The sequence below is a fragment of the Mesorhizobium loti genome (genome assembly GCA_014189435.1).
Lineage (GTDB): Bacteria > Pseudomonadota > Alphaproteobacteria > Rhizobiales > Rhizobiaceae > Mesorhizobium > Mesorhizobium loti_G.
Map to the genome: position 1 here is coordinate 1,901,751 of CP050293.1, position 12,524 is coordinate 1,914,274.

Here is a 12,524-nt window from a genome sequence, read left to right on the forward strand (position 1 = left end):
AATGTCGCAAACAGGCTTCATCAGCGCCATCGCTCGGCCCTATAGTCCGCCCGCTTTATCACTTTGGAGTCGCGGGCAATGGCAGAGTTTCCGAAAAAGGCGAAGGTCGTCATCGTCGGCCTGGGCGGTATTGTCGGCGCATCGATCGCCCATCATCTGATCGAACGCGGCTGGGATGACATTGTCGGCATCGACAAATCAGGCATCCCGACCGATATCGGCTCGACCGCGCACGCCTCCGACTTCTGCTACACGACCAGCCATGATTTCCTGTCGTGCTGGACGACGCTCTACTCCATCGATTTCTACGAAAAGATGGGCCACTACGCGCGCATCGGCGGCCTCGAAGTCGCGCGCGTCGGCGACGACAGCCGCATGGAAGAGATCAAGCGCAAGATCGCCTCGGCCAAGGCGTTTGGCACGCGCGCCCGCCTTATCGAACCAGCTGAGATCAAGGAAAAATTTCCGCTCATCGAAGAAGAGATCGTGCAGGGCGGCCTGTGGGATCCGGACGCCGGTCTCGTCATCCCGCGCTCGCAGACCGTCGCCGGCAAGCTGGTCGACCAGGCGGAAGCCTCGGGCAAGCTGAAATCCTTTGCCAACACGTCGGCCCGGTCGCTGGTCGTTACGGACGGCCGCATATCAGGCGTGGTGACCGATCGCGGCACCATCGAGGCCGACTATGTCGTCGTCTGCGCCGGTATTTGGGGACGGCTGATCGCGGAAATGGTCGGCGAGGACCTGCCGGTCATGCCGATCGACCATCCGTTGACCTTCTTTGGCCCCTACAACGAGTTCGCCGGCACCGGCAAGGAGATCGGCTGGCCGCTGCTGCGCGACCAGGGAAACTCGGCCTATATGCGCGACACCGGCGATCCCAAGACGGCCGAGGGCGGGCAGATCGAATGGGGCTATTACGAAGAGACCAATCCGCGCCTTTGCCATCCGCGCGACCTCCTGGAGAAGGACCAGGCGCGGCTTTCGCCCTCGCAGCGCGACCTCGACATGGAGCAGATCCTGGCACCGCTCGAACGCGCCATGGAGCTGACACCGATCCTGGGCGAACTCGGCTACAATGAGAGCCATTCCTTCAACGGCTTGCTGCAGGTGACGGCGGATGGCGGCCCGTCGATGGGCGAAAGCCAGAAGGTGCGGGGCCTGTGGTATGCCGTCGCCATCTGGGTCAAGGACGGCCCCGGCATGGGCAAGCTGATCGCCGACTGGATGACCGACGGCCGCACCGCGATCGACCACCACGCCATCGACTATGCGCGCTTCTATCCGCACCAGACGAAGGAGCAGTTCATCTGGGATCGCTGCACCGAGACGGCGATGAAGGTCTACAATCCGGCGGTGCATCCGCGCGAGCCGTTCTCCAAAGCCCGCAACATCCGGCGCTCGCCGTTCTGGGAGCGCGAGAAGGAGCTCGGCGGCTATTTCATGGAGTTGGGCGGCTGGGAACGCGCCCATGGCTACGCCGCCAACGAGCACCTTTTGGAGAAGTATGGCAACCGGGTGCCGGTGCGCGCAAACGAGTGGGACAACCGCCATTTCTGGCGCGTCTCCAATGCTGAACATCTCGCCATGAGCGAGGATTGCGGCATCGTCAACCTGTCGCATTTTGCCATGTACGACATTGAAGGTCCCGACCATGTCGCACTGCTGGAATGGCTGTGCGCGGCCAAGATCGGCGGCGACAACAACATCGGCAAGGGCATCTACACCCACTTCCTCGACGAGGAAGGCATGGTGCGCGCCGACTTTACCGTCATCCGCATGGCCGACCGCTGTCGTTTGATCGACGGGGCGGATGCCGGCCCGCGCGATTTCCAGTACATGCGCCGCACGGCGCAGGACAAAGGCTTCGATGTCACCATCACCGATGTGACCGAGAAGTATGTCACCATCGGAATCTGGGGTCCGAACGCCAGGGCGACCCTGCAGAAAGTAGTCGAGAATCCGGCTGGGCTCTCTGTTGAGAACTTCCCGTTCGCGGCGATCAAGCCGGTCAGGATCGGCGGCAAGGACGTCACCGCTTTCCGCATCTCCTATGTCGGCGAGCAGGGCTGGGAACTGCACATGCGTTACGAGGACGGCCTGGCCGTCTGGGACGCCTTGCGCTCGACCGGCGTGATGCCTTTCGGTGTCGAGACCTACGCCAACACGCGCCGCATGGAGAAGAGCCTGCGCCTGCAGAACGCCGACCTTTTGACCGAGTACAATCTGCTCGAAGCCGATCTCGCCCGTCCGAAGGTCAAGGAGAACGACTTTTGCGGCAAGGCCAGGCATGTCGAGTTCCGTGCCCGCGAAAACCAGCCGGCCATGCTGTGCACGCTGGTGATGACCGAAAACGTCGATGCGAAAGGCGTTGCCCGTTATCCTGTCGGCACGATGCCGGTGATGGACCCGAAGACAGGCGAAACGCTGGTCGACGACCTCGGCCGGCGGTCCTTCACCACCTCGATGGCCTATGGCCCGACCATCGGCAAGAACATCGGCCTCGCCTATCTGCCGAAGGCGTATGCTCAGGAAGGCCGCAAGCTTACCATCGAGTATTTCGGCGAGACCTATCCGGTCGAAGTGGCCGCTGTCGGCTACAAGCCGCTCTATGATCCGGAGAATTTGAAGCCGCGCAGCTGAGTGCTCGCAGGGCGCGGAACAGCGTGAATGCAAAGCCCGGCTCATGGCCGGGCTTTTCTCTTTTTAAACAAGCGATTCTCGCTTACCCTTGCGGCATGTCTGCTTTTGCTCGCGCAAGACATTTCCTTTCAGGCTGCGCCGCGTTCGCGCTGACGCTCTGGCTGGCGCCAGTGTCCCTTGCGGACGAGCCGGTCGATGTCGAGTTGGTGCTGGCCGTCGATGTGTCGCTGTCGATGTCGCCGGAGGAACTCGAGATCCAGCGTCACGGCTATGCAGCCGCCTTGACGCACGACAATGTGCTGCAGGCCATTGCCGATGGCGCCTATGGCAAGATCGCCGTCACCTATGTCGAATGGGCCGGCACCACCTGGCAGCGCGTCATCGTGCCGTGGACGGTGATCGCCAGCCGCACGGATGCGGAGCGCGTGGTGGCGCAATTGTCCGCGCAGCCCCCCAACAGCGCGCGGCGCACCTCGATCTCCGGCGCGCTGGAATTCGGCAACGACCTGTTCGCCGAAAGCGGCTACCAGGGGACGAAGCGGGTCATCGACATTTCGGGCGACGGCCCTAACAACCAGGGCGCACCGGTCAACCTCACCCGCGACGATCTGATCAAGCAAGGCATCGTCATCAACGGCCTGCCGCTGATGACCCGAGGCGGTTTTTCTGGCGCCTACGATGTCAATAATCTTGATCGCTACTACAGCGACTGCGTCATCGGTGGTCCCGGAGCCTTCATGATCCCGGTCAACGACTGGACGCAGTTTCCCGAAGCCATCCGCCGCAAGCTGGTGCTGGAACTCGCCGGTCCGGCCTCGCCGCAATGGGCGGCGGAAGAAGCCGCGCATCCGCCAGTGGTACTGGCGCAGGCGGGACCCGCCGCCGACTGCCTGGTCGGCGAGAAGATGTGGCGCGACCGCAGCTGGATGTTCGACAGCCGCTAGGCGGCCGAAGCATCGGCAAAAGGGCCGGACCGCGCCGGGAAGACGCTTGGCTCGCTCAACAAGCGCTTAAGACGAGGAAGATCACGCGTCGGGGCGTCGAGCGCCGCCATGAACACAACCCATTTTTCTGCGTCGAGGGGAAAGCTCCGCCGGTCGGCCAGTTTTTCAGGTTGGGTCATTCTCGTACTCATGCGAACACCTACTCAGGCCGCCAGCAACTGCTTGCGGTCGACGCGCTCCTGCTGCGGCGAGCGGGCGTAGAGCTCGCGGTAGCATTTGGAGAAATGCGAGGCCGAGACGAAGCCGCAGGCGACCGCCACCTCGACCACCGGCATCGACGACTGGATCAAGAGATGCCGGGCGCGGTCGAGCCGGATTTCGAGATAATAGCGGGCGGGGGAGCGCCCCATCTCGGTGCGGAACAGCCGCTCGATCTGACGACGCGACAGGTCGACATGGTCGGCGATCTCGATCAGCGACAGCGGTTCGGAAAGATTGCCTTCCATCAGTTCGATGATGGTCAGCACTTTCGAGTTCTGGACGCCGAGGCGGGCGCGCAGCGGCAGACGCTGGCGGTCGGTGGGGCTGCGCACGCGGTCGGTCAGCACCTGCTCGCAGACGCGGTTGACGAGGTTCTCGTCAAAGTCGTCGCCGATCAGCTTCAGCATCATGTCGAGCGCGGCGGTGCCGCCGGCGCAGGTGTAGATGTTCTGATCGATCTCGAAGAGGTCGGCAAAGACATTGGCCTTGGGGAACGCCTCGGAAAAGCCCGGCAGGTTCTCCCAGTGGATGGCGCAGCGCTTGTTGGACAACAGGCCGGCGGCGGCGAGGATATGCGCACCGGTGCACAGGCCACCGACGGCGACGCCGCGATTGTATTCCTCGCGCAGCCAGGCGAAGGCGGACTTGTTCTGGTAGCGCTCGACATTGATGCCACTGCAGACGATGGCCATGTTCGGGCGGTCTGGGCCCGCCATCTTCTTGCGCTCATCCTCAAGCGAGGTGTTGACCGCGCATTCGACCCCGTTCGAAGCACGCACCGGCTTGCCGTCGATACTGGCAAGGCGCCAGCAATAGGCCTCATAGCCAAGCATGCGATTGGCCGAGCGCAGCGGGTCGAGCGCGGTCGCAAAAGCGATCATGGTGAAATCGGGAACAAGGAAGAATACAAACGATCGCTTGATCGGATGCTTTACGGCGTTCAAGGGAACCTCACACAGCCATGGCGCGAACAGGATGTCGCGAATAGCATAGCGACATCAGGAAAAACCATGTCTGTCAATCGGCTATGCCGCTGCGACAAGATTAAATTTGCGACACGGGTCGCAAATGGGCAATCCGCGTGCAGCGAGCCCTGGAAGTGACACTCAACTGTTCAAGGGACGGGCAACGCAAGGCCCGCAGGCAGAACAAAAACGCCGCTCTGGCTGGAGCCAGGCGGCGTTACAGTCTTAAAGCAGCGGCAGGGATGCGCTGCCTCTAAAAATCTTCAGGCGACGAAACCGAGGCGCGCCGCATTCATGGCGCCGGTCTGGCCGGGCATGGTGTTGGCAAGACGCTGACGCTCGAGAGCGGTGGTCAGGTTCATTTCGCGGCGGGCAAAGAGGCGTGCAAAAAGCTTCATGATCATCTCCATTTGTTGCTCAGACGGGTCGCCTTCGCTTGATGGAGTGGGGCAGCTCGTTTGCTGACGCTGATATAGGCTTGCGTAAGGGAAAACTAAATCGCAAAAGCGAAGCGCTTGATATGAAATGCGACACCGAATGCGGAAAATTTGGGCACAGCGCTCGAAATTTGCGATTATTTACAAGGCATTAATTGGAAATACGGGCTGCTATGCGGGTTGCTCATATGCGTCATGCGCTGGCGACATGGCTTCAAAACTCATTTGCCTACAAATAAAACAGAGAAGGCCTGCCGGGCGGGCTGCGCGGCAGGCCTTCAGCACATGGTACACACGATCTACTTTGCTCCAGCCCAGGATCCGACGCCATTGCGAGTGCCGGTCTTGGTGTCGGAAGCTTCAGGCCAGCCGATATCCTTCTGCAGTTCGATCGGCAGGGAGCGGATGGCGCGTTCGGTCTGATAGCGGGCGCGGGCGGCGCTGAATTCGGTCGCGATGCGACCAAGGGACGACAGGATAGACATTTCATTCTCCTTTGGTGTCTGGCGGCTGCCAGACCACGAGTTGGTTACGTCGGGTTTGTTTCAACTTCATTTCGTGTCGAATGCAGGTCTGTGTCGTGGTCGTTTCATGGCTGCTTGTGGCAGCTACCTGCTTCGATGGAGTTGACTATCCTCCCAATCTGATGTTCAATCAAACGAAATGGAATGATGCTTTGTATCAGAAAAATTGAAGGTCGGTTCCCATGAACGCCCCGCTCAATCATCCGCTGCCACTGCTCGATCTCGACGTTTTGCGCACTTTCGTGGCGATTGCCGAGACCGGCAGCTTCACCACCGCCGCCAATGCCGTGTTCCGCACGCCGTCGGCCGTCTCCATGCAGATCAAGAAGCTGGAGGACATTCTCGGCCGCTCGGTCTTCGCGCGCGACGCCCGCTCGGTGTCGCTGACCACGGACGGCGAAATGCTGCTCGGCTATGCCCGCCGGCTGCTGTCGATCAACCGCGAGGTGGTGTCGAAGTTCATCATTCCCGAGATCGTCGGGGTGGTGCGGCTCGGCTCGCCGGATGATTATGGCGAGCGCGTGCTGCCGCATGTGCTGAAGCGTTTTGCGCAATCGCATCCGTCGATTGCCGTCGACGTCACCATCGACCAGAGCAGCAATCTGCGCCGGCGCATGGACGACCGGGCGCTCGACCTCACGCTGCTGACCAATTCCTACAAGACCAGCGCGCTCGGCGCCGAGGTGCTGCTGACCGAGCCGATCGTCTGGGCTGGTGCCAAGGGCGGCTCAGCGCATCTGCGCGAACCCTTGCCGGTATCGCTATGGGAAGAGGGGTGCGCCTGGCGCGCCGGAGCGCTCGATGCGCTTGGCCGCGAAGGCCGCAACTACCGCATCGCCTATATGAGCGCGCACACGGCCGGTCAGCGCGCCGCGATCATGTCCGATCTCGCCGTGGCGCCGCTGCCGAAGTCGTTTCTCGGCAACGACATGGTCGAACTCTGCCCGAAGGATGGCATGCCCGACATCGGCACCTACAATCTGGCGATGGTGGTGGCGCCGGACGCCAGCGCGCCGGTCAAGGCTGTCGCCGACCACATCCGCGCGACCTTCGAAGTGTTCCGGGAAACCGGCAAGTTCTGATCCGCCACTAGACTAGGGCCGAAGAGAAAGCGCTACTCCGCCGCCTCGGCGGAGGGCGCTTCGAACCTTATCCTTGTGTCTTGCCTGATCGGCGAGGGGCTCTCGCTGAGAAACGCTACGATGTGTTGGCGGGCGCGGCGTGATTCCGGCATATCGATCAACGGCCAGACGTGGAACATGCCTTCCTCGTAGACGACATCGACCTCGACGCCGGCGGCACGCGCCTTTTCGGCGAAGATCAGATTGTCGGGACTGAGCAGGTCGTGCGAGCCGGTCAACAGCAGCGTTTTCGGCAGCACCGACAGATCGCCGTAGACCGGGCTGATGTGCCAGTCGCTGCGGTCGAAGCCGGCGCTGTACATGCGGATCGCTTCAAGTCCGCCGGGCACGCCAAGCCACGGGTCGTTGCGTTCGGCCTCGAAGAGTTTTGGATTGGAAAGCGACATGTCGAGGCCTGGCGAAATCAGCACATGGCGCGACGGCAGGGGCAGGGCCTCTTCCGCGGCCATCATGGTCAGCACCACGGCCATGTTGCCGCCGGCGGAATCACCCATGAAGACGATGTCCTCAGCCTCCGTCTCGTCGAGCATCTGGCGGTAGACGTCGCCAACCATGCCGAACATGGCGTGGAAATCGTGTTCGGGGGCGATGGGATAGATCGGTATGGTTATGCCGAAGCCCAGCCGATCGGCCATTTCGGCGATCAGGTGCCAATGATAGGGCGTGATTTCAAAGACATAGGCGCCGCCGTGAAGGTACAGAATCCGCTTCTGCTCGCCGGTCCTGGGAGCGATTTCATAGACGGGGAAGCCATCGACCGTATGCATCTCGATGCCGAGACGCTGATGCAGCGAGGCAGGGGGCTGGTGGCTCTCGGTCTTGCGCGCGGCCGCGATCCAGCGCTGCAGGTTTTCCGGGCTGGCAAACGCCTGCTTTCGGCTGTGCCGCAGGACGAAGGACACGACGTGGCTTTTCAAACTTGGCATGCGAATACACGAACTTCGGCCAAAGCCGACTAAGAGAACCCCCACTATCTCCGAACATCGTACCGCGGCCGAAAATGTCAAGTTTTACGCTGTGTCTACACGGTGGTGTGATCCGCGCCGCAGTGCTCAGCGACGCGGTAAAAGTGCGGCACGCAGCCGGTTGCTGATGATCGCCGGGGGCATGCGAGACCCCCGGCGCATGCCGAGCAATTTGCATTTGTCGGCGAAGGTCATCAGCGCGGCGTACCCAGAAGCAGCGAGGTAAGTGCGGCTTGCGGATCGTTAGGCGGCGATGCCGGCCAGCCAATGTCCTTCTGGACATGCGCCGGCAGGCTGTTCAGCGCACGGATCGCCTTGTTCCTAGCGTGGGTCTGCCTGATGGTCACACCGAAGCGACCGAGATTTCCGAACATCGACATTTTCATCTCCCTTGAAGAACGGCAGCGGTCGAGGATTATCTTCGGCCGCCGTTCGATGCCCGGGTAATGCACCTGCCATGTATCGGATGGATTTCGCGAAAACAGCGTTTCGGTTTCCGGATCAGGCGATCCGGAAACATTTGCATGCAAATGATTCTACGAGGGCTCGCGGGATCCTACAGACGGCCGGCTTGCGAACGGCCTGCTGCTCTGGTTCAGTCAGCCTGGCGCCGGTAAAGTGTTGTCGTACCTATGGAGGGTGGTGATGAGCGAGGCTGACGCGGCCAGCGACACCGAAATGCCTTATGCGCTTGGCCATTCCGAGGGTGAACTTAGGCGGTTGTCCACGCAGGCGCGGTTGATCGATTCGATCACCAGGCGTTTCTTCGTCGAAGCGGGCATTGCGCAGGGCATGCGAGTGCTTGATGTTGGATCCGGCGCTGGCGATGTCGCGATATTGCTTGCCGATATTGTCGGCCCGGCCGGTGCGGTCATCGGGACGGATACGTCTTCGAAGGCGCTGGAAGTCGCCCGGTATCGGGTAGCGGAGTTGGGCCTGAGCTATGTGTCCTTTGAGGAAGTCGACCCAACCGACAAGGCATTCGACGAGCCGTTCGATGCGATTGCCGGGCGCTATGTGCTTCAATTCATGCCGGACCCAGCCGCCGCGCTTGCCAAGCTGGCCGCCAAGTTGCGACCCGGCGGTCTGATCATATTCCACGAACTTGACTGGAAAGGCGCGCGGTCGATGCCGCCGGCCTTGCTTTATGACCGTTGCTGCGCGCTTTGCATGGAGACCATTCGCCGCCTCGGTGCTGAGACCAGCATGGGTCTGAAACTGCATGCCGCCTATCTTGCCGCCGGCCTAGCTCCGCCGTCGATGCGCCTGGAGGCGGTCATCGGTTCCGGCCCAGCCGGTATCGACCGGGTGCATCTGGTTACCGATCTGGTTGCCACGCTGCTGCCGGACATGGAGCGCCTCGGCGTCACAGCGAAGGGCGAAATCGACATCGAGACTTTGCCGTCTCGGGTGCTCGATGAGGTGGTCGCATCGGGCAGTGTCGTGATCGGCCGCGCCGAAATCGGCGCCTGGTCGCGGGTCTGATGATTTCCCGCCGGACGTTATGCCTTGGTCATTCCCGGCCACGCCTCGCGGCGTGGCCTTCGCGCGAACGCCGGCGCGGGGTGGCGTCGCCGGCAACGCCATCCTCGCTGACCGTCTTGCGCGGCGGCAATTTCACCGCCGCCGACAGTTTCGGGAACGGATCGACCTTGTTGGGCAGCGCCATGGCGTAGACGAAATGCTCCTGGAATTTTGGCTCCAGGGCCGTCTCGATCTTCTCGATCTTGCTGACCGTGTCCTCGATCTCGCGGCGATAGCCGCGATTGAGCAGCGCCATGCGGGCGCCGGCGCCGGCGGCGTTGCCGACTGCGGAAACCTTGTCGAGATCGCAATCCGGGATCAGGCCCAGCACCATGGCGTATTTCGGATCGATGAACGAGCCGAAGGCGCCGGCGAAGTGGATGCGGTCGACATGCTCGGTGTTCTGCTTTTCCATCAACAGCTTGGTGCCGGCATAAAGCGCCGCCTTGGCAAGCTGGATGGCGCGCACGTCGGTCTGGGTGATGGTGATCTTCGGCCCATCTTCCTTCAATGCGGCGGAGCCTTCCTTCAGCACATAGGAGAAGGTGCGGCCGTTGGCGGTGACGCGCGGCGAGCGGGCCGAAAGTCCGCCGTCGATGACGCCGTCCTCGGAAATGATGCCGGCGAGATACATCTCGGCCACCACTTCGATGATGCCGGAGCCGCAGATGCCGGTGACGCCGGTCGCCTGGACGCTGTCGAGGAAACCCGGCTCGTCGGACCACAGCTCCGAGCCGATGACGCGGTACTTTGGCTCCAGCGTGTCGGGATCGATGCGTACGCGCTCGATGGCTCCGGGTGCTGCGCGCTGGCCGCCTGAAATTTCAGCGCCCTCGAAGGCCGGGCCGGTGGGAGAAGAAGCAGCCACGACCCGCGTGCGGTTGCCGAGCACGATTTCGGCATTGGTGCCGACATCGACGATCAGCATCATCTCGTCCTGGCGATGCGGGCCTTCCGACAGCGTCACCGCCGCCGCGTCCGCACCGACATGGCCGGCGATGCAAGGCAGCATATAGAGCCTGGCGCCCTGGTTGAGCTTGAGGCCGATATCGGATGCCTTGATATGCACCGCGCCCGAAACGGCGAGTGCGAAGGGGGCGCCGCCAAGCTCGGTCGGATCGATGCCGAGGAACAGATGGTGCATGATCGGATTGCCGACGAAGACGGAATCCAGGATGTCGTTGCGCTGGACATTGCCTTCGGCGCAGACCTTGTCGACGAGACCCGAGATCGCCTCGCGCACGGCGACCGTCATGCCTTCGCGACCATCCGGGTTCATCATCACATAGGAGACGCGGCTCATCAGATCCTCGCCGAAGCGGATCTGCGGGTTCGAGGTGCCGGACGAGGCGGCGACGCGGCCCGACAGCAACGATACCAGATGCATGGCGATGGTGGTCGAGCCGATGTCGCAGGCGAGCCCATAGGCTTCGTTCTTGAGGCCGGGCCAAAGCGCTACGACGCGCGCGGTCTCTGAGTCGGCATCCTTGTAGATGGCGGCGGTCGCGGTCCAGTTGCCCTTGCGCAATATGCCTTGCACCTGCGGCAGCAGATAAAAATCGAAGTCGAGGCTTTTCAGGCCCCAATCGTGCATCAGCGCGATCTTCAGCCGATCGAGGTCGCCGAGCGGCTTGTGCATGTCGGGTTCTTCGATCTCGACATAGCACATGCGGATCGCCGCATCGCGGGCGATCACCCTGGTGTCGGCATCCTTGCGGATGGTCTGCGCGTTGATGACGGTGTCCTGCGGCACGTCGATGACGAGGTCGCCAAGGATCTGCGCCGAGCAGGAGAGGCGGCGCCGTTCGGGAAGGCCGCGCACGCGCTCATAGCGCTCTTCCTTGGCACCCTTGGGCGTGATGTGGTCGTTGGAGGAAACGATCTTGTGCTTGGCGAAATTGCCTTCCTGCACTTCGATCTGGCAGCGCCCGCAGGTGGCGCGTCCGCCGCAGACGCTTTCGACATAGACGCCGAGCTGGCGCGCGGCATCGAGCACCGGCGTTCCGACAGGAAAGCGCCCGCGCTTGCCCGACGGCATGAACAGCACGAGCGGGTCGGTGATGTTTGCAGGTGAATTCACGGTTGCGCGCTTATCCTCGGCCCATCCGGGCTTCACGGCCGCCACGGCGGCGACCGCCATTGCTGGCGCCGTCGCCCGGCGCATTGACTTGCGTCGGGGCGGCAACGGCCTGGCCGCCTTCGGCCGGCTTGTAGTCCTTGTAGGTGCGGATCCAGTTGGTGCAGTTCTCGTCGGTGCCGTTCAACACATTGGCGCCGCGCACGGCTTCCATTTCCTGCGGCCGCACCGGGTTCATGATGGCCGATGTCATGCCGGCGCCGATCACCATCGGGATGAAGGCAGCGTTGATGCCGTGGCGATGCGGCAGGCCGAACGAGATGTTGGACAGGCCGCAGGTGGTGTTGACCTTGAGCTCTTCGCGGAGCCGGCGCAGCAGCGCGAACACCTGGCGGCCGGCGTCGCCCAGCGCGCCGATCGGCATGACCAAAGGATCGACAACGACGTCATGCGCGGGGATGCCGAAATCGGCGCAGCGCTGGACGATCTTCTTGGCGACGGCGAAGCGGACATCCGGGTCCATCGAAATGCCGGTCTCGTCGTTGGAAATGGCGACGACCGGCACGTTGTACTTCTTGACCAGCGGCAGGATGGCTTCGAGCTTTTCTTCCTCGCCGGTGACGGAGTTGACCAGCGGGCGGCCCTTGGCGACCTTGAGAGCGGCTTCGATCGCGGCAGTGACGGAGCTGTCGATCGAGAGCGGCAGGTCGACCAGCCCTTGCACGATCTCCAGCGTCTGCACCAGAAGGCCGGGTTCGGTCTCGTTCGGGTTGACCGAGGTAACGCCGGCATTGACGTCGAGCATGGTGGCGCCACAGGCTGCCTGCTCCAATGCGTCCCTGATGACGGTCTCGAAATTGCCCGCGATCATCTCGGCGGCCAGCTTCTTGCGTCCGGTCGGGTTGATGCGTTCACCGATCACGCAGAACGGCTGGTCGAAGCCGATGATGATTTCTCGTGTCGCCGAGGCGACGATGGTACGGGTCATGAAGTCTCTCCGCCGTGATATAAAGATTTCTTTATATCGTTGTCTGTTTTCGTTCAA

The 12,524-nt window shown here is 62.3% G+C and carries 11 protein-coding genes; 4 read left to right on the forward strand and 7 right to left on the reverse strand.

Annotated elements, in window-relative coordinates; genetic code table 11:
• The first annotated feature begins 78 nt into the window (after positions 1-78).
• Both HB777_09170 and HB777_09175 read left to right on the forward strand, forming a co-directional pair.
• The gene (locus tag HB777_09170; protein QND64060.1) at positions 79-2,640 is read left to right on the forward strand and encodes an FAD-dependent oxidoreductase; all 2,562 of its coding nucleotides are present in this window, start codon (positions 79-81) and stop codon (positions 2,638-2,640) included.
• A 95-nt stretch (positions 2,641-2,735) separates the two neighbouring features.
• Positions 2,736-3,584 carry a DUF1194 domain-containing protein gene (locus tag HB777_09175; GenBank protein QND64061.1) on the forward strand — a complete coding sequence of 283 codons (849 nt, stop codon included), beginning with the start codon at positions 2,736-2,738 and terminating at the stop codon, positions 3,582-3,584.
• On the opposite strand, the gene HB777_09180 is transcribed toward HB777_09175, so the two are convergent.
• The 3 genes from HB777_09180 to HB777_09190 all read right to left on the reverse strand — a co-directional run bounded on the left by HB777_09180 (position 3,581) and on the right by HB777_09190 (position 5,732).
• Entirely contained in the window at positions 3,581-3,775 is a 195-nt protein-coding gene (locus tag HB777_09180) for a DUF1778 domain-containing protein (GenBank protein ID QND64062.1), read from the reverse strand. The two genes, HB777_09175 and HB777_09180, sit on opposite strands and share 4 nt — an antisense overlap.
• A gap of 12 nt (positions 3,776-3,787) precedes the next feature.
• On the reverse strand, positions 3,788-4,789 hold the full coding sequence (locus HB777_09185) for a GlxA family transcriptional regulator (GenBank protein ID QND64063.1): 1,002 nt from the start codon (positions 4,787-4,789) through the stop codon (positions 3,788-3,790).
• A gap of 757 nt (positions 4,790-5,546) precedes the next feature.
• The gene (locus HB777_09190) at positions 5,547-5,732 is read right to left on the reverse strand and encodes a hypothetical protein (protein ID QND64064.1); all 186 of its coding nucleotides are present in this window, start codon (positions 5,730-5,732) and stop codon (positions 5,547-5,549) included.
• A gap of 221 nt (positions 5,733-5,953) precedes the next feature.
• On the opposite strand from HB777_09190, the gene HB777_09195 reads away from it, so the two are divergent.
• A complete protein-coding gene (locus HB777_09195; GenBank protein ID QND64065.1) occupies positions 5,954-6,853 on the forward strand; it encodes a LysR family transcriptional regulator in 900 nt (299 codons plus the stop codon).
• A gap of 32 nt (positions 6,854-6,885) precedes the next feature.
• Here the strand turns inward: HB777_09195 and HB777_09200 are convergent, their stop codons facing one another.
• Positions 6,886-7,839, reverse strand: coding sequence for an alpha/beta hydrolase (locus HB777_09200; GenBank protein ID QND64066.1), 954 nt, complete (start codon positions 7,837-7,839; stop codon positions 6,886-6,888).
• Between the two features lie 233 nt (positions 7,840-8,072).
• On the reverse strand, positions 8,073-8,258 hold the full coding sequence (locus HB777_09205) for a hypothetical protein (protein ID QND64067.1): 186 nt from the start codon (positions 8,256-8,258) through the stop codon (positions 8,073-8,075).
• A 265-nt stretch (positions 8,259-8,523) separates the two neighbouring features.
• Here HB777_09205 and HB777_09210 point away from each other — a divergent pair, with 265 nt between their 5' ends.
• A complete protein-coding gene (locus tag HB777_09210) occupies positions 8,524-9,363 on the forward strand; it encodes a class I SAM-dependent methyltransferase (protein QND64068.1) in 840 nt (279 codons plus the stop codon).
• A 28-nt stretch (positions 9,364-9,391) separates the two neighbouring features.
• On the opposite strand, the gene HB777_09215 is transcribed toward HB777_09210, so the two are convergent.
• Complete coding sequence (locus tag HB777_09215; protein ID QND64069.1) at positions 9,392-11,542, reverse strand: DUF4445 domain-containing protein; 2,151 nt, start codon at positions 11,540-11,542, stop codon at positions 9,392-9,394.
• Positions 11,493-12,467, reverse strand: coding sequence for a methyltetrahydrofolate cobalamin methyltransferase (locus HB777_09220; GenBank protein ID QND64070.1), 975 nt, complete (start codon positions 12,465-12,467; stop codon positions 11,493-11,495). Before HB777_09220 ends, HB777_09215 begins: the two co-directional genes overlap by 50 nt.
• Positions 12,468-12,524 lie beyond the last annotated feature (57 nt).